Annotated in this window: 23 protein-coding genes; 21 read left to right on the forward strand and 2 right to left on the reverse strand. The window is 63.4% G+C overall.

Annotation, left to right across the window (positions count from 1 at the left end; translation table 11 throughout):
- Positions 1-8: 8 nt before the first annotated feature.
- The 14 genes from pheA to cysM all read left to right on the forward strand — a co-directional run bounded on the left by pheA (position 9) and on the right by cysM (position 14,791).
- The gene (gene pheA, locus AB6809_RS04965; RefSeq protein WP_006050249.1) at positions 9-1,091 is read left to right on the forward strand and encodes a prephenate dehydratase; all 1,083 of its coding nucleotides are present in this window, start codon (positions 9-11) and stop codon (positions 1,089-1,091) included.
- A gap of 87 nt (positions 1,092-1,178) precedes the next feature.
- Entirely contained in the window at positions 1,179-2,291 is a 1,113-nt protein-coding gene (gene hisC, locus AB6809_RS04970; protein ID WP_029967904.1) for a histidinol-phosphate transaminase, read from the forward strand.
- A 51-nt stretch (positions 2,292-2,342) separates the two neighbouring features.
- Positions 2,343-3,284, forward strand: coding sequence for a prephenate dehydrogenase (locus tag AB6809_RS04975; RefSeq protein ID WP_029967903.1), 942 nt, complete (start codon positions 2,343-2,345; stop codon positions 3,282-3,284).
- Positions 3,285-3,317: 33 nt separating this feature from the next.
- Positions 3,318-4,622: a 3-phosphoshikimate 1-carboxyvinyltransferase gene (aroA, locus tag AB6809_RS04980; RefSeq protein ID WP_006050252.1), complete on the forward strand. Its 1,305-nt coding sequence runs from the start codon at positions 3,318-3,320 to the stop codon at positions 4,620-4,622.
- A gap of 34 nt (positions 4,623-4,656) precedes the next feature.
- Entirely contained in the window at positions 4,657-5,340 is a 684-nt protein-coding gene (cmk, locus tag AB6809_RS04985; protein ID WP_006050253.1) for a (d)CMP kinase, read from the forward strand.
- Positions 5,341-5,528: 188 nt separating this feature from the next.
- Positions 5,529-7,262, forward strand: coding sequence for a 30S ribosomal protein S1 (gene rpsA / locus AB6809_RS04990; RefSeq protein ID WP_006050254.1), 1,734 nt, complete (start codon positions 5,529-5,531; stop codon positions 7,260-7,262).
- Positions 7,263-7,356: 94 nt separating this feature from the next.
- Complete coding sequence (locus AB6809_RS04995) at positions 7,357-7,680, forward strand: integration host factor subunit beta (RefSeq protein ID WP_006050255.1); 324 nt, start codon at positions 7,357-7,359, stop codon at positions 7,678-7,680.
- Between the two features lie 382 nt (positions 7,681-8,062).
- A complete protein-coding gene (locus AB6809_RS05000; protein ID WP_029967902.1) occupies positions 8,063-8,356 on the forward strand; it encodes a lipopolysaccharide assembly LapA domain-containing protein in 294 nt (97 codons plus the stop codon).
- A 70-nt stretch (positions 8,357-8,426) separates the two neighbouring features.
- The gene (lapB, locus tag AB6809_RS05005; RefSeq protein ID WP_371026053.1) at positions 8,427-9,602 is read left to right on the forward strand and encodes a lipopolysaccharide assembly protein LapB; all 1,176 of its coding nucleotides are present in this window, start codon (positions 8,427-8,429) and stop codon (positions 9,600-9,602) included.
- Between the two features lie 68 nt (positions 9,603-9,670).
- On the forward strand, positions 9,671-11,074 hold the full coding sequence (locus AB6809_RS05010; RefSeq protein WP_029967901.1) for a UDP-glucose/GDP-mannose dehydrogenase family protein: 1,404 nt from the start codon (positions 9,671-9,673) through the stop codon (positions 11,072-11,074).
- Positions 11,040-12,053 carry a D-glycero-beta-D-manno-heptose-7-phosphate kinase gene (rfaE1, locus tag AB6809_RS05015; protein WP_006050259.1) on the forward strand — a complete coding sequence of 338 codons (1,014 nt, stop codon included), beginning with the start codon at positions 11,040-11,042 and terminating at the stop codon, positions 12,051-12,053. The genes AB6809_RS05010 and rfaE1 overlap by 35 nt, the downstream gene beginning before the upstream one ends.
- Positions 12,054-12,194: 141 nt before the next feature.
- Positions 12,195-13,187 (forward strand): ADP-glyceromanno-heptose 6-epimerase, encoded by a 993-nt coding sequence (gene rfaD, locus AB6809_RS05020; RefSeq protein WP_371026054.1) that lies wholly within the window; start codon positions 12,195-12,197, stop codon positions 13,185-13,187.
- 76 nt (positions 13,188-13,263) lie between these two features.
- Positions 13,264-13,629: a helix-hairpin-helix domain-containing protein gene (locus AB6809_RS05025; RefSeq protein WP_029967894.1), complete on the forward strand. Its 366-nt coding sequence runs from the start codon at positions 13,264-13,266 to the stop codon at positions 13,627-13,629.
- 259 nt (positions 13,630-13,888) lie between these two features.
- On the forward strand, positions 13,889-14,791 hold the full coding sequence (gene cysM, locus AB6809_RS05030; protein WP_029967892.1) for a cysteine synthase CysM: 903 nt from the start codon (positions 13,889-13,891) through the stop codon (positions 14,789-14,791).
- 139 nt (positions 14,792-14,930) lie between these two features.
- Here the strand turns inward: cysM and mltB are convergent, their stop codons facing one another.
- Positions 14,931-16,103: a lytic murein transglycosylase B gene (mltB, locus tag AB6809_RS05035; RefSeq protein ID WP_006050263.1), complete on the reverse strand. Its 1,173-nt coding sequence runs from the start codon at positions 16,101-16,103 to the stop codon at positions 14,931-14,933.
- Positions 16,104-16,416: 313 nt separating this feature from the next.
- Here mltB and AB6809_RS05040 point away from each other — a divergent pair, with 313 nt between their 5' ends.
- Positions 16,417-17,340 (forward strand): histone deacetylase family protein, encoded by a 924-nt coding sequence (locus AB6809_RS05040; RefSeq protein WP_006050264.1) that lies wholly within the window; start codon positions 16,417-16,419, stop codon positions 17,338-17,340.
- A gap of 13 nt (positions 17,341-17,353) precedes the next feature.
- The gene (locus tag AB6809_RS05045; protein WP_006050265.1) at positions 17,354-18,154 is read left to right on the forward strand and encodes an enoyl-CoA hydratase; all 801 of its coding nucleotides are present in this window, start codon (positions 17,354-17,356) and stop codon (positions 18,152-18,154) included.
- A 3-nt stretch (positions 18,155-18,157) separates the two neighbouring features.
- Here the strand turns inward: AB6809_RS05045 and AB6809_RS05050 are convergent, their stop codons facing one another.
- Positions 18,158-19,090: an alpha/beta hydrolase gene (locus tag AB6809_RS05050; RefSeq protein WP_029967890.1), complete on the reverse strand. Its 933-nt coding sequence runs from the start codon at positions 19,088-19,090 to the stop codon at positions 18,158-18,160.
- Between the two features lie 240 nt (positions 19,091-19,330).
- Between AB6809_RS05050 and AB6809_RS05055 the strand changes: the two genes are divergently transcribed.
- The 5 genes from AB6809_RS05055 to AB6809_RS05075 all read left to right on the forward strand — a co-directional run bounded on the left by AB6809_RS05055 (position 19,331) and on the right by AB6809_RS05075 (position 23,765).
- The gene (locus AB6809_RS05055) at positions 19,331-20,365 is read left to right on the forward strand and encodes a methionine ABC transporter ATP-binding protein (protein ID WP_006050267.1); all 1,035 of its coding nucleotides are present in this window, start codon (positions 19,331-19,333) and stop codon (positions 20,363-20,365) included.
- Positions 20,355-21,008, forward strand: coding sequence for a methionine ABC transporter permease (locus tag AB6809_RS05060; RefSeq protein ID WP_006050268.1), 654 nt, complete (start codon positions 20,355-20,357; stop codon positions 21,006-21,008). Before AB6809_RS05055 ends, AB6809_RS05060 begins: the two co-directional genes overlap by 11 nt.
- 15 nt (positions 21,009-21,023) lie before the next feature.
- Complete coding sequence (locus AB6809_RS05065) at positions 21,024-21,821, forward strand: MetQ/NlpA family ABC transporter substrate-binding protein (RefSeq protein ID WP_029967888.1); 798 nt, start codon at positions 21,024-21,026, stop codon at positions 21,819-21,821.
- Between the two features lie 237 nt (positions 21,822-22,058).
- Complete coding sequence (locus AB6809_RS05070) at positions 22,059-22,808, forward strand: electron transfer flavoprotein subunit beta/FixA family protein (protein WP_029967885.1); 750 nt, start codon at positions 22,059-22,061, stop codon at positions 22,806-22,808.
- A 21-nt stretch (positions 22,809-22,829) separates the two neighbouring features.
- Positions 22,830-23,765: an electron transfer flavoprotein subunit alpha/FixB family protein gene (locus AB6809_RS05075; protein WP_029967883.1), complete on the forward strand. Its 936-nt coding sequence runs from the start codon at positions 22,830-22,832 to the stop codon at positions 23,763-23,765.
- Positions 23,766-23,887 lie beyond the last annotated feature (122 nt).

A 23,887-nucleotide genomic window follows, 5' to 3' on the forward strand; every position in this document is an offset into this window, starting at 1 on the left:
TTTCACGCATGGACGACGAACTCAATAATCGACTCAAGCCGCTTCGCGAACGCATCGACGCGCTCGACGCGCAGTTGATCGCGCTTCTCAATCAGCGCGCCGCGGTGGCGCTGGAAGTGGGCGAGGTCAAGAAGCATTTCAACGCGCCGGTGTTTCGGCCCGAGCGCGAACAGCAGGTGATCGCGCGTCTGCAGGACATGAGCGAAGGGCCGCTCGCGAGCGAGCACATCAGCGCAATCTGGCGCGAGATCATGGCCGCCAGCCGCGCGCTCGAAAAGACCATCAAGGCGGCGTATCTCGGGCCGGTCGGCACGTACAGCGAGCAGGCCATGCACGAGTACTTCGGCCAGTCGATCGAGGGTCTGCCATGCCCGTCCATCGACGAAGTATTCCGCTCCGTCGAGGCGGGCGCTGCCGAATTCGGCGTCGTGCCCGTCGAGAATTCGACCGAAGGCGCGGTGTCGCGCACGCTCGATCTGCTGTTGCAAACGCAACTGACCATCGGCGGCGAACTTGCGTTGCCGATTCATCACAATCTGCTGACGCTGAACGGCGGCCTGACCGGCGTCACGCGCGTTTGCGCGCACGCGCAGGCGCTCGCCCAATGTCAGCGCTGGCTCGCGACGAATGCGCCGCATCTGGAACGCCAGGCGGTGTCGAGCAACGCGGAAGCCGCGCGCATGGCAGCGGAAGATCCGAGCGTCGCGGCCATCGCCGGCGATCGCGCGGCGACTCACTACGGTTTGCAGGTCGCCTACGCGCTGATTCAGGACGATCCGCACAACCGCACGCGCTTCGTCATGATCGGCAAGGAGCGCACCGGCGCGAGCGGCAATGACCAGACGTCGCTGATCGTGTCGGTGCCGAACGAGCCGGGCGCGGTATTCAAGCTGCTGGAGCCGCTCGCGCGCCATAGCGTGTCGATGACGCGCTTCGAATCGCGGCCCGCGCGCGTGGGCACGTGGGAGTACTACTTCTACATCGACGTCGAAGGCCATCGCGACGATCCCGCAGTGGCCGCCGCGCTGACCGAACTCGGTGAGAAGGCAGCATTCCTGAAGATTCTGGGCTCGTATCCGCGCGCCCGCTAACAACACTGCCACGCGGCGGGCAAGCGCGAGTCAGGCAGTATGCCGACGCGCTCGCCGCGACTTTTCCAATAATCGTTCGGAGATTTCATGACAACGTCCTTCGGTCCTTCTTACGTGCGCGCCATAGCGCCTTACATCGCCGGCAAGCCGATTTCGGAAGTCGCGCGCGAGTTCGGGCTGGACGAAGCGAAGATCGTGAAACTGGCGTCGAACGAGAATCCGCTCGGCATGCCCGAGTCGGCTCAACGCGCGATGGCGCAGGCGGCGAGCGAGTTGGGCCGCTATCCCGATGCGAACGCGTTCGAACTGAAGACCGCGTTGAGCGAGCGCTACGGCGTGCCGTCGGACTGGATCACGCTCGGCAACGGCAGCAACGACATTCTCGAAATTGCCGCGCACGCGTTCGTCGAAAAAGGCCAGGCGATTATTTACGCGCAGTACTCGTTCGCGGTCTATGCGCTTGCCACGCAGGGTCTTGGCGCGCGCGCGATCGTCGTGCCGGCCGTCAAGTACGGCCACGATCTGGACGCGATGCTCGCCGCGATCACCGACGACACCCGTTTGATTTTCGTCGCCAATCCGAATAACCCGACCGGCACATTTATCGAAGGTCCGAAGCTCGAAGCGTTTCTCGACAAGGTGCCGCGCCACGTGGCCGTGGTGCTGGACGAGGCGTACACGGAATATCTGCCGGCAGAAAAGCGCTACGACTCGATCGGGTGGGTGCGCCGATATCCGAACCTGCTGGTGTCGCGTACGTTCTCGAAGGCGTTCGGCCTTGCAGGCTTGCGCGTCGGCTTCGCGATCGCGCAGCCCGAGTTGACCGATCTGTTGAACCGTCTGCGCCAGCCGTTCAATGTGAACACGCTCGCGCAAGCTGCGGCGATTGCCGCGCTCAACGACCAGGCGTTCCTCGAAAAGACCGCGGCGCTGAACGCGCAGGGCTATCGTCGTCTGACAGAAGCGTTCGACAAACTCGGCCTCGAATACGTGCCGTCTGACGGCAACTTCGTGCTGGTGCGCGTCGGCAACGACGACGCGGCGGGCAATCGCGTGAATCTCGAATTGCTGAAGCAGGGCGTGATCGTGCGTCCAGTCGGGAACTACGGTTTGCCGCAGTGGCTGCGCGTGACCATCGGGCTGCCGCAAGAAAACGAAGCGTTCATCGCCGCGCTCGAAAAAACCCTCGCCACCGTCTAGGCGGCGAATTCTGACCCGCGCGCCCGTCTATATGAGAGGCGCGCTTTTTGTGTGACCGACGTGGCCGCGTTTTCTTTTGACAAGCTGGTGATTTTCGGTGTCGGCCTGATCGGCGGATCGCTTGCGCGCGCGCTGCGCGAGCGCGGCGAAGCCGACGGGGCGCGCACGGTAATCGGTGTGGGCCGTTCGGCTGCGTCGAGCGCGCGTGCGCTGGAACTGGGCGTGATCGACGGCGCCGCCGCATTGAACGACGACGCGGCGTTGCGCAACGCGCTCGCGGGCGCCGACTTGGTGCTGCTCGCGGCGCCCGTCGCGCAGACCCAGCCGCTGCTCGAGCGCATCGCGCCGTTCCTCGACGCGAACACCATCGTGACCGATGCCGGTAGCACCAAGTCCGACGTCGTGGCCGCGGCTCGTGCCGCGCTCGGCGCGCGCATCGGGCAGTTCGTGCCGGGGCATCCGATTGCCGGCCGCGAGTCGAGCGGCGTCGAGGCCGCGTTGCCCGACCTGTACGTCGGCCGCAATGTCGTGCTGTGTCCGTTGCCGGAAAATGCACCGCATACCGTCGAGCGTGTGGCGGCGATGTGGCGCGCGACCGGCGCACTCGTGCGCGACATGGCGCCGGAGCAGCACGACCGCGTGTTTGCGTCGGTCAGTCATTTGCCGCATGTGTTGTCGTTCGCGCTCGTCGAACAGATTCTGAATTCGCCCGATGCCGCGTTGAGGTTTTCTTTTGCCGCGGGCGGTTTTCGCGACTTCACGCGCATTGCGGCGTCGAGTCCCGAAATGTGGCGCGACGTCTGTGTCGCGAATCGCGCCGCGCTACTCGACGAACTCGACGCGTACACGGCGGTGCTCGCGCGGCTGCGCACGGCGATTGAAGCGGGCGACGGCGCGGCGCTCGAAGCCGTATTCGCGCGCTCGCGCGTGGCGCGCACAGAGTGGCAGGAACAGCGCGCGGGCGGCGCCGCGCAAGGCGACGCATCGAAATAGCCGCGTCGAAATAACCGGAAACTGGACTCAATCATGGAATTCCTCGATCTCGGACCATTTTCTCGTGCGTCCGGCACGGTTCGTCTGCCTGGCTCGAAAAGCATTTCGAACCGGGTGCTGCTGCTCGCCGCGCTCGCCGAAGGCGAAACGACGATCACGAACCTGCTCGATTCCGACGACACGCGCGTCATGCTCGACGCGCTCGAGAAGCTCGGCGTGCGTCTGAAGCGCGAAGGCGATACGTGCGTCGTGACCGGCACGCGCGGTGCGTTCACCGCGCGCACGGCCGATCTCTTTCTCGGCAATGCCGGCACGGCGGTTCGCCCGCTGACGGCGGCGCTCGCCGTGAATGGCGGCAATTACCGCATCCACGGCGTGCCGCGCATGCACGAGCGGCCGATCGGCGATCTCGTCGACGGGCTGCGGCAGATCGGCGCGAGAATCGACTACGAGGAAAACGAGGGCTATCCGCCGCTGCGCATCCGCCCCGGGCAGATTTCCGCCGAGGCGCCGATCCGCGTGCGCGGCGACGTCTCGAGCCAATTCCTCACGTCGCTTCTGATGACGCTGCCGCTCGTGCGCACCGCAAGCGGCGTGACCACGGTTCAGGTGGACGGCGAACTGATCTCGAAGCCCTATATCGAGATCACGATCAAGCTGATGGCGCGTTTTGGCATCGACGTTGAGCGCAATGGCTGGCATCAGTTCGTCGTGCCGGCAGGACAGCGCTATCAGTCGCCGGGCACGATCATGGTGGAAGGCGATGCGTCGTCGGCGTCGTATCTGCTCGCGGCCGGGGCGCTCGGCGGCGGGCCGGTGAAAGTCGAAGGCGTCGGCCGTTCGAGCATTCAGGGCGACGTCGGCTTCGCGGACGCGCTCATCAGAATGGGCGCGAACCTGCAAATGGGCGACGACTGGATCGAAGTGCGCGGCGTCGGCACCGACCACGGCAAGCTCGACCCGATCGACATGGATTTCAACCTGATTCCGGACGCCGCGATGACTATTGCGGTCGCCGCGCTGTTCGCCGACGGCACGACCACGCTGCGCAACATCGCGAGCTGGCGCGTGAAAGAGACCGACCGGATCGCGGCCATGGCGACCGAACTTCGCAAGGTCGGCGCAAAAGTCGAGGAGGGCGAAGACTTCCTGATGGTCACGCCGCCTGAAAAGCTGATCCCGAACGCGTCGATCGACACGTACGACGATCACCGCATGGCGATGTGTTTTTCGCTCGTGAGCCTGGGCGGCGTGCCGGTGCGGATCAACGACCCGAAGTGCGTCGCCAAGACATTCCCCGATTATTTCGAGCGCTTCACCGCGCTCACTCACCCTTGATTCGCTACGAATCGCCTGACGTGCGACCTTTTCGATGAAACCGATCCGTCCCTTTCACCAGACGCCCGTCATTACAATCGACGGCCCCAGTGCCTCCGGCAAAGGCACCGTGGCCGCGCTGGTCGCCGCGAGCCTCGGCTTTCACCTGCTCGACAGCGGCGCGCTGTACCGGCTCGCGGCGCTCGCGAGCATCCGCTACAACGTCGCGGCAGACGACGTCGACGCGCTTGTAAAGCTGATCGACGACCTGCATATCACCTTTCGCGAGGGTTTGGCGCAACTCGACGGCGTCGATGTCTCGGCGGAAATTCGCGCGGAGGAAGTCGGCAGCCGCGCGTCGGCCATCGCCGTGCACGCGCCGGTGCGCGCCGCGCTGGTGGCGCGCCAACGGGCTTTTCGTAAGGAACCGGGGCTGGTCGCGGACGGTCGCGACATGGGCACAGTGATCTTCCAGGACGCGGTTCTGAAGGTGTTCATGACCGCCAGCGTGGAGGCCCGCGCGGCGCGGCGGCATAAGCAATTGATACAAAAAGGCTTTTCTGCTAATATTGATGACTTGCTCCGGGATTTGCGCGAGCGTGACGAGCGCGACAGTCAGCGCTCAGCCGCGCCGCTTAAGCCCGCAGCGGATGCAAAACTGCTCGACACGTCCGCCTTGTCGGTCGATCAGGCGGTCGAGCAGGTGGTGCAATGGTACGAAGCCCTGGTCCATGCGTGATTGATTGCCTGACGCATGGCTGCCATGAAGCATGGCTCTCGCCGAACAGGCGGCCGCGGTCGTAGTTTCATTGATTGCTGGTGCTTCGCGATGGTCGCGAAGCGTTGTATTAACCCTTTAACCCCGCGTGGCATTCGCATTCTTGCCGTAGTTGCTGACCGTCCGGCCAGCCGGGCAGCGCGAGAACCATGCAAATTTCGATTTTTATGTCCGACCTGCAAACCTCTACCCCGAATACCGAATCTTTTGCGGCTCTGTTCGAAGAGTCGCTGACCAAGCAAGACATGCGCGCCGGCGAAGTGATCTCCGCCGAAGTCGTGCGTGTCGACCACAACTTCGTGGTCGTCAACGCTGGTCTCAAGTCCGAAGCCTACATCCCGCTCGAAGAGTTCCTGAACGACGCGGGCGAGGTAGAAGTGCAGGCGGGCGACTTCGTTTCCGTCGCGATCGACGCGCTGGAAAACGGCTATGGCGATACGATCCTGTCGCGCGACAAGGCGAAGCGTCTGGCTTCGTGGCTGTCGCTGGAAAAGGCTCTCGACAACAACGAACTCGTGACCGGCACGATCACGGGCAAGGTCAAGGGCGGCATGACCGTGATGGTCAACGGCATCCGCGCGTTCCTGCCGGGTTCGCTGGTCGACACGCGTCCGGTCAAGGACACGACCCCGTACGAAGGCAAGACGCTGGAATTCCGCGTCATCAAGCTCGACCGCAAGCGTAACAACGTCGTGCTGTCGCGCCGCGCCGTGATCGAAGCAACCCAGGGTGAAGAGCGCGCGAAGCTGCTCGAAACGCTGAAGGAAGGCGCGATCGTGGAAGGCGTGGTGAAGAACATCACCGACTACGGCGCGTTCGTGGACCTCGGCGGTATCGACGGCCTGCTGCACATCACCGACATCGCATGGCGTCGCGTGCGTCACCCGAGCGAAGTGCTGTCGGTTGGCCAGGAAGTCACCGCGAAGATCCTCAAGTTCGACCAGGAAAAGAACCGCGTTTCGCTCGGTATCAAGCAACTGGGCGACGATCCGTGGGAAGGCATCTCGCGCCGTTACCCGTCGGGCACGCGTCTGTTCGGTAAGGTCACCAACATCACCGACTACGGCGCATTCGTCGAAGTGGAATCGGGCATCGAAGGCCTCGTCCACGTGTCGGAAATGGACTGGACGAACAAGAACGTTGCACCGTCGAAGGTTGTGCAGCTGGGCGACGAAGTCGAAGTCATGGTTCTCGAAATCGACGAAGACCGCCGCCGTATCAGCCTCGGCATGAAGCAGTGCAAGCCGAACCCGTGGGACGACTTCAGCCGCAACTTCAAGAAGGGCGACAAGCTGCAAGGCGCAATCAAGTCGATCACCGACTTCGGCGTCTTCATCGGTCTGCCGGGCGGCATCGACGGTCTGGTTCACCTGTCGGACCTGTCGTGGTCGGAAACGGGCGAAGAAGCCGTTCGCAAGTACAAGAAGGGCGACGAAGTGGAAGCGATTGTTCTCGGCATCGACGTCGAGAAGGAACGCATTTCGCTGGGTATCAAGCAGCTCGAAGGCGACCCGTTCAGCAACTTCGTTGCAATGAACGACAAGGGTTCGATCGTCGACGGCGTGGTCAAGACGGTGGACGCGAAGGGTGCAGTGGTTCAGTTGTCGACGGAAGTCGAAGGCTACCTGCGCGCTTCGGAAATCGCACAAGACCGCGTGGAAGATGCTCGCAACGTGCTGAAGGAAGGCGACAAGGTCAACGCGATGATCATCAACATCGATCGCAAGTCGCGTGGCATCAACCTGTCGATCAAGGCGAAGGACTCGGCTGAGCAACAGGAAGCGATCCGCGGCCTGGCTTCGTCGGATTCCAGCGCGGCTGCTACCGGCACGACGAACCTCGGCGCGCTGCTGAAGGCCAAGCTCGACGGCCAGAACCAGTAATTGAGGAACGCCCCCAGCCTGCCGTTCGCGGCAGGTTCCCCAACGGGGAAGTCTTGGGGGTGGCTCGGCGTTTTCTTGAGAGGTCTGCTGCAGTATGACCAAATCGGAATTGGTCGCCCAACTGGCTACGCGTTTTCCGCAACTTGTATTGAAAGATGCGGATTTCGCGGTCAAGACGATGCTCGATGCGATGTCTGAGGCGCTTGCCAAAGGTCACCGCATCGAAATTCGAGGTTTCGGCAGCTTTGGCCTGAACCGCCGTCCTTCCCGCGTCGGGCGCAATCCGAAGTCGGGCGAAAAAGTGCTGGTGCCTGAGAAGTACGTACCGCATTTCAAGCCGGGCAAGGAGTTGCGTGAGCGGGTCGATCGTCGCGCGGGCGAGCCGTTGAAGGCCGAAGAGCCGGATGACGATCTGTAAAAGACCGCTCTGTGTGCGTTATGCACTCTGCAGCGGTCGGCAAAAGACCAGAAAAAGCGCCTTTAGGCGCTTTTTTTTCGCCCGTGCGCTTTGTCGACACGCAGGCATGTACTCCACTAACGGCGCCCCGAGCCGTGCTATCAGTCGCGCTCGAAACCGCGCTCTCGGCGAGCCGCGCTTTTACTCCAGCTTCCTGTCCCGCTCCCAGCCGCATTTCGCATCGCGTTTCGCCGGCACATTCTGTAAGCCCGCGATCCGCCAGTTCCTGCCCAGCCGCGAGGGCTTCAATTACAATACGGGTCACTTCGGCGCGGGCAAATACCGTGGCGCGACGCGTCATCAGGCCGGCGTCACCCCGCAACTGCCGTCAAGAGATCTATTCATGAAATTTATCGTCTGGCTGATCCGTGTACTGGTGTTCGTGCTGCTGCTCGTGTTGGCACTCTCCAATACACAACCCGCTACGCTGAATTTCCTCGCGGGTTACGCCTGGTCGGCACCGCTCATCCTGATCGGCCTCGCGTTTTTCGCGGTCGGGCTTGTCGCCGGCCTCGTTTCGTCGATGCCGGCCGTGGTCCGCCTTCGCATGGAAAACGGCCGCTTGAAGCGCGAGTTGCGGGTGGCTCGCGAGGCGCCGGTGGTGGTCGAACAGCCGCCCATGCCGCCGTTGATCTGATTGTGCCGTTCGCCGCGCGCCCCTTGCGCGGCATCCCGTTCCCGCCTTCCGGCTCATTTGCATTCATCGCATGGATCTAGACTTCTGGTGGCTGCTCGTCATTCCCGTCGCTTTCGCGTTCGGCTGGATGGCTGCGCGCTACGACCTCAAGACGCTGCTGTCAGAAAGCGCCAATCTGCCGCGTTCCTATTTCCGCGGCCTCAACTTCCTGCTCAACGAGCAGCCGGACCAGGCAATTGACGCGTTTATCGAAGTCGTCAAGCTCGATCCCGAAACCGTCGAATTGCATTTCGCGCTCGGCAACCTGTTCCGCCGCCGCGGCGAGACGGATCGCGCGATACGCGTGCATCAGAATCTTCTCAGCCGCGCCGATCTGCCGGTCAGTGAGCGCGATCACGCGCTGTTCGAACTCGGGCAGGACTTCCTGAAGGCCGGTCTGCTGGACCGCGCGGAAGAAACCTTCCGTTCGCTCGAAACCGGCGATTACGCGTTGGGCGCGCAGCGTGCGCTCCTCACCATCTACGAAATCGAGAAGGACTGGATCAAGTCGATCGACACCGCCCGGCATCTCGAAACGATGGGCGCGGAGTCGCTGGACAAGGAAATCGCGCAGTTCCATTGCGAGCTCGCGCAGGAAGCGCTGCAACAGCAGAAGCCCGACGAAGCGCGCCGCCAGCTAGGCTTCGCGCTGAAGGCGAACCCCGGCAACGTGCGCGCCACGATTCTGTTCGGCGATGTCGACGCAGCCGGCGGCGCGCAGGAAGCCGCGATCGCGCAATGGCGGCGCGTCGAGGAGCAGAATCCGGCGTATCTGCCGCTCGTCGCCGAAAAGCTGATGAAGGCCTATGAAGCGCTCGGCCGCGCGCAGGAAGGCGCCGATCTGCTGACCACGTGGGTCGACCGCTATCCGAGCAACGATCTGCTCGACGTCGCCTATCAGCACGTCGCGTCGTTGCGCGGGCCGGACGCCGCGCACGCGCTGGCCCGTTCGCAGATGCAGAAGTCGCCGAATCTCGCCGGCATGACGCGCCTGCTCGAGGCGCAGCAGGCTGTCGCGGAAGAGCCGCGGCGCAGCGAGCTCGAACTGATGCGCACGCTGATCCGCCAGCGCACCAAGAATCTGCCGCGCTATACGTGCCAGAATTGCGGTTTCAGGGCGCGGCTTTTCTACTGGCAGTGTCCCGGCTGCAGCGGTTGGGAAACCTACGCGCCGCGCCGGGTCGAGCCGATTACTGCGTCGAACTGAGGTCGCCCGCGGCTTCGGCAGCGTGTTCATGACCGGGATCATCACCGGAACTTTCAACCGGAAAGCGTATGAAAATCACCATTATCGGCACTGGCTATGTGGGCCTCGTCACGGGCGCATGTCTCGCTGAAATCGGCAACGACGTCTTCTGTCTCGACGTCGACCCGCGCAAGATCGAAATCCTCAACAACGGCGGCGTGCCGATCCACGAGCCGGGCCTGCAGGAAATCATCGCGCGCACTCGCGCGGCCGGGCGCATCACGTTTTCGACGGACATCGAGGCGAGCGTGGCACACGGCGACGTGCAGTTCATCGCGGTAGGCACGCCGCCCGACGAAGACGGCTCGGCGGATCTGCAATACGTGCTCGAAGCGGCGCGCAATATCGGCCGCACGATGAACGGCTTCAAGGTGATCGTCGATAAGTCGACGGTGCCGGTCGGCACCGCGCAGCGCGTGCGCGCGGTCGTCGAAGAAGAGCTCGCGAAGCGCGGGCTCGCGGGCAGCGAAAAGCATCGCTTCTCGGTCGTGTCGAATCCCGAGTTTCTGAAGGAGGGCGCGGCGGTGGACGACTTCATGCGGCCCGACCGCATCGTGCTCGGCAGCGACGAAGACCAGGCCGGCCAGCGCGCGCGCGAACTGATGAAGCGCCTCTACGCGCCGTTTAACCGCAACCACGAACGCACGCTCTACATGGACGTGCGCTCGGCCGAATTCACGAAATACGCGGCCAACGCGATGCTGGCCACGCGCATCTCGTTCATGAACGAAATGTCGAATCTCGCGGACCGCGTCGGCGCCGACATCGAGGCGGTGCGCCGCGGCATCGGCTCCGATCCGCGTATCGGCTATCACTTTCTGTACGCCGGCTGCGGCTACGGCGGCTCGTGCTTCCCGAAAGACGTGCAGGCGTTGATCCGCACCGCGAGCGAAGAGGGCCACAATCTGCGCATTCTCGAAGCCGTCGAGGAAGTGAACGACAAGCAGAAAGACGTGCTCGTGCAGAAGATCACGCACAAGTGGGGCAACGATCTGGCCGGCCGCACGTTCGCCGTCTGGGGCCTCGCGTTCAAGCCGAATACCGACGACATGCGCGAAGCGCCGAGCCGTCGCGTGATCGCCGAGCTTCTCGCGCGCGGCGCGCAGGTGCGCGCGTACGATCCGGTGGCCGTGACCGAAGCCCGCCGCGTCTTCGCGATGGATCTGCACGACGCGCCCGACCAGCTCGCGCGTCTCACGTTCACGAGCACGCAGGACGAAACGCTCACGAACGCCGATGCGCTTGTGGTCGTCACCGAATGGAAGGAGTTCAAGAGCCCGGACTTCGTGCATCTGAAATCGGTGCTGAAGTCGCCGGTCATTTTCGACGGCCGCAATCTGTACGAGCCGGATGCGATGAACGAACTCGGCATCGACTATCACTCGATTGGACGCCCCTATGCCCAACCCACTGAACTTGCGACCGATGTCTGAGGCGCGGCCCGGCTCCATCACACCATCGCCGTCTCCGTCACCGGCACTGACGGTGGTGCCGCGCGCGCAACTCGCGGCCGCGCGCGTGCTTGTCGTCGGCGACGTGATGCTCGATCGCTACTGGTTCGGCGACGTCAACCGCATTTCGCCGGAAGCACCGGTGCCGGTCGTGCACGTGCAGCGCCAGGAAGACCGCCTCGGCGGCGCGGCCAACGTCGCGCGCAATGCGGCGGCGCTCGGCGCGCAAGCGGGCCTGCTGTGCGTCGTCGGACATGACGAGCCCGGCGAGCGCATCGTGCAGTTGCTCGGCGAGAGCGGCGTGAATCCGCATCTGGAACGCGACCCCGCGCTGCTCACGACTATCAAGCTGCGCGTGCTGTCGCGTCAGCAACAGTTGCTGCGCGTCGATTTCGAGAACTCGCCAGCGCACGAGGTGCTGCTTGCAAGCCTTGCGCGCTTCGACGAATTGCTGCCCGCGCACGACGTGATCCTGATGTCCGATTACGCGAAGGGCGGGCTGACGCACGTCACGCAGATGATCGCGAGAGCGCATGCCGCGGGCAAGCCTGTGCTGGTCGATCCGAAGGGCGACGACTGGGAGCGTTATCGCGGCGCCACGCTCATCACGCCGAATCGCGCGGAGTTGCGCGAGGTGGTCGGCCAGTGGAAGTCCGAAGAAGACCTGATCGAGCGCGTGAACAAACTGCGCGCGGATCTGCAGTTCAAGGCGCTGTTGCTCACGCGTTCGGAAGAAGGCATGACGCTCTTCTCCGACGACGGCATCCTGCACGCATCGGCCGTCGCGCGCGAAGTGTATGATGTTTCGGGCGCGGGCGACACCGTGATCGCGACGCTCGCGGCCATGCTGGGCGCGGGTCTCACGCTGGTCGAAGCAGTCGGTCTCGCCAATCGCGCAGCCGGCATCGTGGTCGGTAAGCTAGGCACGGCCACCGTCGACTACGACGAACTCTTTCACTGACGCGGCCCGCCCGATCCTGCACCGCAAGCCGACGGCAGCGCGCAAGAAGGATCGGCGGAACGCCAACCAGACCTGCCGATCGAAGCCGGCGTCTCGTCGCCCGCTTCGATCCTACACAAGGCTCATTACCGCGGGACCATCATGACTCTCATCGTCACCGGCGCGGCCGGCTTTATCGGCAGCAACCTCGTGAAAGCGCTCAACGAGCGCGGCGAACAACGCATCATCGCCGTCGACAATCTGACGCACGCCGACAAGTTCAAGAATCTGGTCGACTGCGAAATCGACGACTATCTGGATAAGACCGAATTCGTCGAGCGCTTCAAGCGCGGCGACTTCGGCAAAGTGCGCGCGATCTTCCACGAAGGCGCCTGTTCGGACACGATGGAAACCGACGGCCGCTACATGATGGACAACAACTTCCGCTACAGCCGCGACGTGCTCGACGTGTGCCTCGCGCAGAACATCCAGTTCCTGTACGCGTCGTCGGCGGCAACGTATGGCGGCTCGAGCCGTTTCGTCGAAGAACGCGAAGTCGAGCAGCCGCTGAACGTGTACGGCTATTCGAAGTTCCTGTTCGACCAGGTGATCCGCCGCGTGCTGCCCACCGCGAAAAGCCAGATCGCGGGCTTTCGCTATTTCAACGTCTACGGTCCGCGCGAAACGCATAAGGCGCGCATGGCGTCGGTGGCGTTTCACAACTTCAACCAGTTCCGCGCCGAGGGCAAGGTCAAGCTGTTCGGCGAATACAACGGCTATGCCGCGGGCGAGCAGACGCGCGATTTCGTCTCGGTGGAAGACGTGGTCAAGGTGAACCTGTTCTTCTTCGACCACCCGGACAAATCGGGCATCTTCAATCTGGGCAGCGGACGCGCGCAGCCGTTCAACGACATCGCGAGCACGGTCGTTAATACCTTGCGCGCGCTGAACAACGAGCCGCCGCTGTCGCTCGCCGACCAGGTGCAGCGCGGCCTGATCGAATACATTCCGTTCCCCGACGCATTGCGCGGCAAGTATCAGTGCTTCACGCAGGCGGATCAGTCGAAGCTGCGCGCGGCTGGCTACGATGCGCCGTTTCTGAGCGTGCAGGAAGGTGTCGACCGATACGTACGTTGGCTATTCGGCCAGGTGTAAATAGTTCGGATACCTGTTTAAACTGGAATCTCCCGGTTGGTGATGTCGCCAACCGGTTGTACAAGGGAGATTCCATATGTTTCGAAAAATTCTGGTTACCGCGGCCATGCTCGCCGCTTTCGGCCACGCGTATGCGTCGGTTGACGTCAACACGGCTAACGAGGACGCGCTGCGCGGCGTCAAGGGCATCGGTCCTGCCAAAGCGAAAGCCATTCTCGAAGAGCGCGCCGCACATGGTCCGTTCAAGGACCCGACCGATCTCGGCAAGCGCGTCAAGGGCATGGGCGGGCATACCGTCGAGCGCCTGCAGGCGGAGGGTCTCGCTGTCGGTCCGGCTGGCGCGGCTGCTGGCCCGCAGGTTGCGGCGTCTTCACAGAACAAGGGCGCGGCCGTTGCGGCCAATACGCCGAAAGGCGGCGCTACCGTGGCGGTGAAGAAATAGTCTGACAGCCTGACGCGGGCTCGCGCGCGGCGTGTGTAGCCGCGCGCGATTCGCCATCGTTGTCCTTCATGGTCGGAGCCGGCAACGCCGCTCCTTAAGCTGTCATTCGCATGACTGGCTCCCGCGGTACTCGGCCGCGGGTTTTTTGCGTGGGCGCTGCGTGCATCCATGCGCGCAGAAGGGCCGCGCGGCAGCGGCGGGCACCGTGGTTTAGAATCAATGGATTGAGACTCCGCGCATCGACAGCACCTGAACCGATATGGCTTACAAAACGATTGAAGACACGATCGGCAATACGCCGCTCGTGCAACTCGTCCGGCTCACCGACGACGAGATCCGCAGCCGCAATAACGTGGTGCTCGCCAAGCTCGAGGGCAACAATCCCGCCGGCTCGGTGAAGGACCGCCCGGCGTTGTCGATGATCAAGAAAGCGGAAGCGCGCGGCCGTATCAAACCGGGCGACACGCTGATCGAATCGACGAGCGGCAACACCGGCATCGCACTCGCGATGGCCGCGGCGATCCGCGGCTACAAGATGGTGCTGATCATGCCGGAAGACCTGTCGGTGGAGCGCCGTCAGAGCATGGCCGCGTATGGCGCGCAAATCATCCTCACGCCGGTCACGGGCGGCATGGAGTACGCGCGCGATCTTGCCGAACAGATGCAGCGCGACGGCAAGGGCATCATCCTCGATCAGTTCGCGAACCCGGACAATCCGGCGTCGCACGTCGAAGGTACGGGCCCCGAAATCTGGCGCGATACCGAAGGGCGCATCACCCACTTCGTTTCGTCGATGGGGACGACCGGCACGATCATGGGCGTGTCCACGTATCTGAAGCAGCAGAACCAGGCAATCGAGATTATCGGCGCGCAGCCGGAGGAAGGTTCGCGCATTCCAGGCATCCGCAAATGGCCGGAAGCGTATCTGCCGAAAATTTTCGACCGCAGCCGCGTGGATCGCGTCGAGAACGTGAGCCAGGCGGCAGCCGAGGCAATGGCCCGGCGGCTTGCATCGGTGGAAGGGATCTTCGCGGGCATTTCGTCGGGCGGCGCGTGCGAAGTCGCGTTGCGCGTCGCGCGGCAAATCGAGAACGCGACCATCGTGTTTATCGTCTGCGATCGCGGCGACCGTTATTTGTCGACGGGCGTGTTTCCGGCGTAAGGCGGCAATACGGGTGCGGCTGGCGGCGTTCGGCGCCTTGCTGCTTGCGGACAAAGAAAAAAGCGCCTGCCGGCGCTTTTTTCTTTTCCATCACATCACATGCGAAGCGATCCGACAGCGCGCCTCGCGCTGCCTAACTTCATTGCGAAGCGTCGCTCGCCGGCGCCGCGTTATCGACGGAATTGCCGTTGGAATTTCCGTTGGCATTGCCGCCGTCGCTCGCTTCCATCTGCGACTTGATGCGCTGCCCCAACTGATAAACCGCGAGCGCATAAAAGAAGCTGCGGTTATAGCGCGTCAGCACATAGAAGTTCTTCAGGCCCAGCATGTATTCCGTGCCGCGTCCGGGCGAGGGCAGATCCACCACCGTGACCGGCGTTGCCACTTCGGAAGAGATATTTACGTTCGGCTCATTGAGCACGAGCCCGGCGCGCAACAACTGGTCGAGCGGCCAATGCGGCTCCGGCGCACCGTCGGCGGCTGCTTGCGCGACGCCGAGGCTGCCCGCATCGCTACCGATCTTCCACACGACCGGCCGGCCGTTCTCCCAACCGTTCTTGCGCAGATAGTTGGCGACGCTGCCGATTGCATCCGCCTGGCTCGTGCGCAGGTCGATGTCCTTGTGGCCATCGTAGCTGACCGCATACTGCACGATGCTGCTCGGCAGAAATTGCGGAATGCCGATCGCGCCGGTGTACGAGCCGAGCACCGTGCTCGGATCGATCTGCGAATCGCGCGTCCACACCAGGTAGTCTTCGAGATTCTTGCGGAAGGTCGCCTGGCGGTCCGCGCGATTCGGTGTATTCGGGTAATCGAAACTGAGCGTGGTCAGTGCGTCGAGCACACGGAAGTTGCCCATGAAACGCCCGTAAATCGTCTCCACGCCGAGAATGCCGACGATCACTTCCGGCGGCACGCCGAACTCTTCATACGCGCGCTGCAGCGTGGCCCGATTCGCGCGCCAGAAACGGATGCCGGCGTTGATGCGGATCTGATCGAGAAAGCGCGACTGGTACACGCGCCAGTTTTTCACCGCGGCCGACGGCGACGGCGTGACCAGCTTCACCGCGGTCGCCGAATAGCTGACGCCGGCAAACAGCGAATGCAGCGCGGCTTCGTCGAAATCGTAGCGCGCCGCCATGTCGTTGATGAACGCATCGACATTCGCGTTGTTCGCGTAACGCTGCGGAATAATTTCTTCCTCAAACGTTTGCCCTTGCGGAACGGCGGTTTGCGGCTGCGCCTGAGCGACAAGTACGGGCGGTTTTTTGCCGGTGCTCTGCGCGAGAGCCGGAGTGGTTGCCATGAACATGCACGATGCGGTGGAGAGTGCGGCGGCGATGGTTCGGATGCTGAGCCGGTTTCGTGCAGACAGAGCAAGCTTGACGGTCATAGTGAGCTGGGGGCGCAGAGCGAAAGGACAAAGACGGGAGGAAAACGGAACGGGCAGTATACCCGAGGCCTCTTGCGAAACTGTGCCGGACACGTCACAGCGGCGTGATGCGGAACGACGCGTCATCGCTGCGTCGTGTGGTAACTTCATGAATGTTGGCGCGCCGTGGGCGCGCGCCCCTGGACGGAGACACGCCGCGCACGCTGCCAGCGCTGCGCCGCAGAAAAGAATCATGGCAACAGGTTTCTATTCCCACGCCGACTGTCTGCTGCACGATATGGGGCAATGGCATCCCGAATGCCCCGCACGGTTGCAGGCCATCGAAGATCAATTGATCGCGAGCCGCATCGACGCGTTGATCGAACGCGAATCGCCGCCGCTCGCCGACGAAGCGGCGCTGCTGCGCGTGCATACGCAGGCGCACATCGACTACATCCGTAGCTGTTCGCCTGCCGAGGGCCGCGCCGAGATCGACCCCGACACGTCGATGAACCCGCACACCTTGCAGGCGGCGTTACGCGCAGCCGGCGCGGCGGTGGCCGCTACCGACGCGGTCATCGAAGGCCGCTTCGACAACGCTTTTTGCAGCGTGCGCCCGCCCGGCCATCACGCCGAGCCGGCGCGTGCAATGGGCTTCTGCTTCTTCAACAACGTCGCCATCGCCGCGCGTCATGCGCTCGAGGTGCACGGCTTGCAGCGCGTTGCGATCATCGACTTCGACGTGCATCACGGCAACGGCACCGAAGCGGCGTTTTCGGGCGACCCGCGCGTGCTGATGTGCAGCATCTTCCAGCATCCGTTCTATCCGTTCACGGGCGCCGACAATCAGGCGCCCAACATGTGCAACGTGCCGATGCCCGCGCGCTCGAAAGGCATGGCCGTGCGCGAGGCGGTGGACATGCTGTGGCTGCCGCGTCTGAACGACTTCAAGCCGGAGATGCTGTTCATTTCCGCGGGCTTCGACGCGCATCGCGAAGACGACCTCGGCAACATGGGCCTCGTCGAAGACGACTACGTGTGGATCACCGAGCAGATGCGCGACGTCGCGAAACGCTATGCGAGCGGGCGGATCGTGAGTTGTCTCGAAGGCGGCTACAACCTGTCCGCGCTCGGGCGCAGCGTGGTTGCCCACGTGCGCGCGCTGGCCGAAATCTGAGGAAGAGCAAGCCATGAACGAGGATGCACGCAGCGCTTCGCTAGTGGAGACGGAAACCGGCGCGTACGGCGTACCCGGCGTCGTGCGTCTGACGATGAACCGGCCCGACGCTTTCAACGCGCTCTCCGAAGGCATGCTCGACGCGTTGCAGGACGCGCTGAACGAAGTCGCGCGATCGGAGGCGCGCGTGGTCGTGATCGCCGGCGCGGGGCGCGCGTTCTGCGCGGGACATGATCTGAAGGAAATGCGCGCGGCGCCGTCGCTTGCGTATTACCAGGCGCTGTTCGCCCGCTGCACGAAACTCATGCTGACGATCCAGCGCTTGCCGCAGCCGGTGATCGCGCGAGTGCATGGCATCGCGACGGCGGCGGGCTGCCAGCTCGTCGCGATGTGCGATCTCGCCGTGGCTTCCGATACCGCGCGTTTCGCTGTGTCGGGCGTGAATCTCGGGCTCTTTTGCGCGACGCCGTCGGTGCCGCTGTCGCGCAATCTGTCGCGCAAGGCGGCGCTCGAAATGCTGTTGACCGGCGATTTCATCGACGCCGCCGAGGCGAAGCAGCAGGGCCTCGTCAATCGCGTCGTGCCGCTGGACTCGCTCGACGCGGAAGTGGCGCGGCTTGCCACCAGCATCTGCGCGAAACCGGTGGAAGCGGTGAGCGCGGGCAAGGGTCTCTTCTACCGGCAACTGGAAATGGGCATAGAGGCCGCGTATCAACTCGCGGGCCAGACGATGGCCTGCAACATGATGGACGACTCCGCGCTCGAGGGCGTGCAGGCGTTCATCGACAAACGCCCGCCTGACTGGAAGCGCTAGGCGTTAAAGCGCCCGCTGCGCGCGCTGAAGAACCCACTCGATCAGTTCGCCGATCACGCGATCGCGGTCGAGATCGTTCATCGTCTCGTGATAGCTCGATTCGTAGAGCCTGAGTGTCTTGTCCGGCGAGCCGGCGTGCTCGCCGAAGACGCGGCTGCCTTCGGGCTCCGTGAGTTTATCGGCGGTGCCGTGATACACGAGAAGCGGCAGACGCAGTCCCGCGCGTCCGCGTTCGATCCGCGCCATCGCGAGCAGCAACTCCGCGCCGGTGCGCGCCGGAATCGCCGCATGATGCACGAGCGGGTCGCTGCGATTGGCGTCCACGACGGATTGCACCCGAGACAGCAGGGCGGCGTCGATTTTCATCGCCGGAAAGCCTGGCCAGACACGGCTGATAACCTGACTCAGCGCGAGCATCCAGCCCGGCACGTCGCGGCCAGGCGCGAGCGCGGGGCTCGACAGGATCAGACCGCTCAGATTGGCGCGGCTGCCTGTTGCTTGCGAGGCGGCGCTGGCGCGCTCGATTGCGTAGAGCGCGGCGATAGCGCCGCCCATGCTATGGCCCATCAGGAACAGCCGCGTCGGGTTCCGCACCGTCTGCACGGCGGCGTCGAGCAACGCCTGCGCATCCAGCAGGTAATCGTCGAATCGTTCGACATAGGCGCGCTTGCCCGGCGCGCGGCCGTGACCGCGCAAGTCGATCGCCAGCAGTTCGATCCCGGCTGCATTGAGCCGCGCGGCCAGCGCCGAATAGCGGCCCGCATGCTCGGCGAGTCCGTGAATCAGCGCAATGCTCGCGCGCGGCGCTTCGCGGGTTGGCCAACGGTAGAGCGGCAGTTCGAGGCCATCCGACGTGGGGGCGGTCGAGCGCACCGGCTCCGAGCTGTCTGCTCCGGTTTCGTCGTCAGAGGCAAAGCGTTGTTCCGAGGTCTCCATGGCGCGCGTCCGTGAATTGGGGTTCGCGCGATCATAGACCGTCGCCCCTCGCGTCAGCGGAAATGGGCGGCGGGTCCGTCCTCTAATATCTAACAGTTATGAAAAGATCGTAATTGATTATTAAAGGGAATGCCCGGGGCGCGGTAGAATCGCGGGCTCAAATTCCCAATAAAAGTAACGGCGGCCGCTTGGCCGGGGAGCGCACGACGCTCGTCGGCAAACCCGCCGTTTCGTTTTTCCATGATCGAAATACGCAATATCTCTCAGCGGTTCGCGGGGCCCCGGGGCTGGGTCGAGGCGCTGCACAACGTCAATCTGTCGATTCCGGCGGGCGAGGTGTTCGGCATCATCGGCCGCAGCGGCGCGGGCAAGAGCACGCTGGTCCGCACGATCAACCTGCTGACGCGTCCGACCGAAGGCAACATCGTCGTCGACGGCCGCGATCTGACCACGCTGCCCGCCGCGCAACTGCGCGAAGCGCGCCGCGAGATCGGCATGATCTTTCAGCACTTCAATTTGCTGTCGTCGCGCACGGTGTTCGAGAACGTCGCGTTGCCGCTCGAGCTTGCCGGCATGAAGCGCGACGAGATCGAGGCGAACGTGTTGCCGCTGCTGGAACTCGTGGGCCTGTCCGCGCAGAAGGACCGCTACCCGGCGCAGATCAGCGGCGGGCAGAAGCAGCGCGTCGGCATCGCGCGCGCGTTGGCAAGCAAGCCGAAGGTGCTGCTTTCCGACGAAGCGACGTCCGCGCTCGATCCCGAAACCACCCGCTCGATTCTCGATCTGCTCAAGCGCATCAACCGCGAACTGAACCTGACCGTCGTGCTGATCACGCATCAGATGGATGTGATCAAGCAGGTGTGCGATCGCGTCGCCGTGCTCGACGCGGGCCGCGTCGTCGAACAGGGCAAGGTGATCGACGTGTTTCTGCAGCCGCATCACGAAGTCACGCGCGCGCTGATCGGCGACGTGATCGCGCAGGAACTGCCGCCCGCAATGAAGGCTCGCGTCGCCGAACGTCTGAAGACGGGCAGCGGCCATTTGCTGCGCCTCGCGTTCACGGGTTCGGGCGTCGATCAGCCGATTCTCTCGGAGACGATTCGCCGCTACGAACTCGACTTCAACATCCTGCACGGCCAGATCGACGAGATTCAGGGGCAGGCGTTCGGCTCGCTCGCGGTGCTCGCGGGCGGCGAACCGGCGAAGGTGGCGCAGGCGCTCGCGTATCTGCGCGAACAGGGTGTGGTGGTGGAGGAGCTCTCGTATGTTGAGTGAAATGTTCGATATGTTCGTCCAGTCGTTCTGGGAAACGCTCGTGATGGTGGGCATTTCCGGACTGGTCGGCGCGTTGGTGGGCTTGCCGCTCGGCGTGCTGCTGTATCTGACCGACCGTCAGGGCGTGTTGCAGAACGTCGCGGTGAATCGCGTCGTCGGCATGGTCGTGAATGCGGTGCGCTCGACGCCGTTCATCATCCTGCTCGTGGCGGTGATTCCGTTCACGCGCCTTGTGGTCGGATCGTCGATCGGCACGGCCGCGGCGGTGGTGCCGCTGACGATTGCCGCGGCGCCGTTCATCGCGCGTCTCGTGGAAACGGCGCTGCGCGAAGTCGATCGCGGGCTGATCGAAGCGGCTCAGGCGATGGGCGCGACCACCAGCCAGATCGTCTTCAAGGTGCTGTTGCCGGAATCGCTGCCGGGCGTCGTGGCCGGCTTGACCATCACGTTCGTCTCGCTGGTCGGCTATTCGGCGATGGCCGGTGCGATCGGCGGCGGCGGTCTTGGCGACCTCGGCATTCGCTACGGGTATCAGCGTTTTCTGCCGGAAGTCATGTTGACAGTCGTCGTGATTCTTATCGTGTTCGTGCAGTTGGTGCAGTCGTTCGGGGATTGGCTCGTGCGTCGTCTGAGCCATAAATAAATCAAAAGGTCCATCATGCAACGTCGTTTCATAGTCAAGCTGGTCGCGGCATTCGGCGCCGCGTCGCTGTTCGCCGCAAATGCGGCCCACGCTGAAGACACCATCAAGGTCGGCGTGACCGGCGGTCCGCACGCGCAGATCATGGAAGTCGTGAAGAGCGTCGCCGCAAAGAACGGTCTGAACATCAAGGTCGTCGAGTTCTCCGACTACGTGCAGCCGAACGCGGCGCTCGCGGGCGGCGATCTGGACGCCAACAGCTATCAGCACGACCCGTACTTGCAGGCGCAGGTCAAGGACCGCGGCTACAAGCTGATTCGCGTCGCCGATACGGTCACGTACCCGATGGGCATCTACTCGAAGAAGGTGAAGTCGCTGGCCGAACTGCCGCAAGGCGCGAAGATCGCGGTGCCGAACGATCCGACCAACGGCGGCCGCGCCTTGCTGCTGCTGCAAAAGCAGGGGCTGCTGAAGCTGCGTGCCGAAGCGGGCCTGAAGGCGACCCCGCTCGACATCGTCGAAAATCCGAAGAAGCTGAAGATTGTCGAACTGGACGCCGCGCAGATTCCGCGTTCGCTCAACGACGTGGACGCCGCCGCGATCAACACCAACTTCGCGATGGAAGCCGGCCTCAAGCCGAAGCAGGACGCCATTGCAATCGAAGACCCGAAGGGTCCGTACGTGAACGTCATCGCGATCCGCGAGGCCGACAAAAACAAGCCGTGGGTCGCCAAGCTCGTGGCCGCCTACCATTCGCCGGAAGTGAAGCAGTTTGTCGACAGCAAATTCGGCGGTTCGGTGGTCACGGCCTGGTGATCTGAAGCCGTCAGATACCGCGTGAGCAGCCGGCGATATGAAAATTAGAGTCGTAAATCGGAACCCGGGGTTGTCACCCGGGTTTTTTCGCGATTAAAATAGAACGACCGTTCGATATTGCCGTCACGCCGCTGGGGAGCGATATCCTCCTGCTAGAGCGCCCGCGACAAAGCTGCCACGAGGGCAGTCGTTATAATGTTCGTTGGGTTGACGTATTCGTAACTTTGGAGCGTGTGCATGAAAATCCTGGTGCCAGTCAAGAGAGTGGTCGACTACAACGTGAAGGTCCGGGTCAAGTCGGACGGCACGGGCGTCGACATCGCGAACGTGAAGATGTCGATGAATCCGTTCGACGAAATCGCGGTTGAAGAAGCGGTGCGTCTGCGCGAAGCGGGCGTGGCGACCGAGGTGATCGCCGTGTCGGCGGGCGCGACGCAATCGCAGGAAACGCTGCGCACGGCGCTCGCCATCGGCGCGGATCGCGCGATTCTCATCGAGTCGAATGAAGAATTGCAGCCGCTGGCGGTCGCGAAGCTGCTGAAGGCGCTCGTCGACAAGGAACAGCCGCAACTGGTGATTCTCGGCAAGCAGGCTATCGACGATGACTCCAACCAGACCGGCCAGATGCTCGCCGCGCTGGCTGGATTGCCGCAGGCGACGTTTGCGTCGAAGGTTGTCGTCGCTGACGGCAAGGCGACCGTGTCGCGCGAAGTGGATGGCGGCGCGGAAACGCTGTCGCTCACATTGCCCGCTGTCATCACGACCGATCTGCGCCTGAACGAGCCGCGCTACGTGACGCTGCCGAACATCATGAAGGCGAAGAAAAAGCCGCTGGAAGTCGTCAAGCCCGAAGACCTCGGCGTCGATGTCACGCCGCGTCTGAAGACGCTGAAGGTCGTCGAGCCGCCGAAGCGCTCCGCCGGCGTGAAGGTGCCGGACGTGAAGACGCTGGTCGAGAAGCTGAAGACCGAAGCCAAGGTGCTTTAAGGAACGCGGGAGACAGGGCAAATGACGAATCTTGTAATTGCAGAACACGACAACGCATCGATCAAGGCCGCGACGCTGCACACCATTGCAGCCGCGCAAAAGATCGGCGGTGACATTCACGTACTGGTAGCAGGCCAGAACGCGCAGGCCGCAGCGGACGCAGCCGCGAAAATCGCGGGCGTTTCGAAAGTGCTGCTGGCCGACGCGCCGCAGCTTGCCGAAGGACTCGCGGAAAACGTCGAGGCGACGGTGCTGAACATCGCGAAGGACTACTCGCATATCCTCGCGCCGGCTACCGCTTACGGCAAGAACATCGCGCCGCGTATCGCCGCCAAGCTCGACGTCGCGCAGATCAGCGACATCACGGCAGTCGATTCCGTCGACACTTTCGAGCGTCCGATCTACGCGGGCAATGCGATTGCGACGGTGCAATCGGCTGACCCGATCAAGGTCATCACGGTCCGCACCACCGGCTTCGACGCAGTGGCGGCTGAAGGCGGCAACGCATCGGTGGAAAAAATCGAAGCGGCGGCAGACGCGGGCATCTCGCAGTTCGTGAGCCGCGAAGTGACGAAGCTCGACCGTCCGGAACTGACGTCGGCGAAGATCATCGTTTCGGGTGGCCGCGGTCTCGGCAACGGCGAGAACTACACGAAGGTGCTCGAGCCGCTCGCCGACAAGCTGAACGCGGCGCTGGGCGCATCGCGCGCGGCGGTCGACGCCGGCTTCGTGCCGAACGACTATCAGGTCGGGCAGACCGGCAAGATCGTCGCGCCGCAACTGTATGTGGCCGTCGGCATTTCCGGCGCGATCCAGCATCTGGCCGGCATGAAGGACAGCAAAGTGATCGTCGCGATCAACAAAGACCCGGAAGCGCCGATTTTCAGCGTCGCCGATTATGGTCTCGTCGGCGATCTGTTCACGCTTGTGCCGGAACTCGTGAGCGAACTCGGCTGAGCGTGTTAGCGCCATATAAAGCCATCTGCAAAGCCGTTTAACGGCGTTTCGCAACGCATTGGCGACACAAGAAGGGCGCTGGACCGAACAAGTCCCGCGCCCTTTTTCCATCAGGCAGGAGG

The sequence above is a fragment of the Paraburkholderia sp. RCC_158 genome, from assembly GCF_041355255.1.
In the GTDB taxonomy this organism is placed as follows: domain Bacteria; phylum Pseudomonadota; class Gammaproteobacteria; order Burkholderiales; family Burkholderiaceae; genus Paraburkholderia; species Paraburkholderia graminis.

Bases quoted from the DNA above. Each gene is read 5' to 3' on its own strand.
- pheA (WP_006050249.1), top strand. From the start codon at position 9: ATGGACGACGAACTCAATAATCGACTCAAGCCGCTTCGCGAACGCATC.
- hisC (WP_029967904.1), top strand. From the start codon at position 1,179: ATGACAACGTCCTTCGGTCCTTCTTACGTGCGCGCCATAGCGCCTTAC.
- aroA (WP_006050252.1), top strand. From the start codon at position 3,318: ATGGAATTCCTCGATCTCGGACCATTTTCTCGTGCGTCCGGCACGGTT.
- cmk (WP_006050253.1), top strand. From the start codon at position 4,657: ATGAAACCGATCCGTCCCTTTCACCAGACGCCCGTCATTACAATCGAC.
- rpsA (WP_006050254.1), top strand. From the start codon at position 5,529: ATGCAAATTTCGATTTTTATGTCCGACCTGCAAACCTCTACCCCGAAT.
- AB6809_RS04995 (WP_006050255.1), top strand. From the start codon at position 7,357: ATGACCAAATCGGAATTGGTCGCCCAACTGGCTACGCGTTTTCCGCAA.
- AB6809_RS05000 (WP_029967902.1), top strand. From the start codon at position 8,063: ATGAAATTTATCGTCTGGCTGATCCGTGTACTGGTGTTCGTGCTGCTG.
- lapB (WP_371026053.1), top strand. From the start codon at position 8,427: ATGGATCTAGACTTCTGGTGGCTGCTCGTCATTCCCGTCGCTTTCGCG.
- AB6809_RS05010 (WP_029967901.1), top strand. From the start codon at position 9,671: ATGAAAATCACCATTATCGGCACTGGCTATGTGGGCCTCGTCACGGGC.
- rfaE1 (WP_006050259.1), top strand. From the start codon at position 11,040: ATGCCCAACCCACTGAACTTGCGACCGATGTCTGAGGCGCGGCCCGGC.
- rfaD (WP_371026054.1), top strand. From the start codon at position 12,195: ATGACTCTCATCGTCACCGGCGCGGCCGGCTTTATCGGCAGCAACCTC.
- AB6809_RS05025 (WP_029967894.1), top strand. From the start codon at position 13,264: ATGTTTCGAAAAATTCTGGTTACCGCGGCCATGCTCGCCGCTTTCGGC.
- cysM (WP_029967892.1), top strand. From the start codon at position 13,889: ATGGCTTACAAAACGATTGAAGACACGATCGGCAATACGCCGCTCGTG.
- mltB (WP_006050263.1), bottom strand. From the start codon at position 16,103: ATGTTCATGGCAACCACTCCGGCTCTCGCGCAGAGCACCGGCAAAAAA.
- AB6809_RS05040 (WP_006050264.1), top strand. From the start codon at position 16,417: ATGGCAACAGGTTTCTATTCCCACGCCGACTGTCTGCTGCACGATATG.
- AB6809_RS05045 (WP_006050265.1), top strand. From the start codon at position 17,354: ATGAACGAGGATGCACGCAGCGCTTCGCTAGTGGAGACGGAAACCGGC.
- AB6809_RS05050 (WP_029967890.1), bottom strand. From the start codon at position 19,090: ATGGAGACCTCGGAACAACGCTTTGCCTCTGACGACGAAACCGGAGCA.
- AB6809_RS05055 (WP_006050267.1), top strand. From the start codon at position 19,331: ATGATCGAAATACGCAATATCTCTCAGCGGTTCGCGGGGCCCCGGGGC.
- AB6809_RS05060 (WP_006050268.1), top strand. From the start codon at position 20,355: ATGTTGAGTGAAATGTTCGATATGTTCGTCCAGTCGTTCTGGGAAACG.
- AB6809_RS05065 (WP_029967888.1), top strand. From the start codon at position 21,024: ATGCAACGTCGTTTCATAGTCAAGCTGGTCGCGGCATTCGGCGCCGCG.
- AB6809_RS05070 (WP_029967885.1), top strand. From the start codon at position 22,059: ATGAAAATCCTGGTGCCAGTCAAGAGAGTGGTCGACTACAACGTGAAG.
- AB6809_RS05075 (WP_029967883.1), top strand. From the start codon at position 22,830: ATGACGAATCTTGTAATTGCAGAACACGACAACGCATCGATCAAGGCC.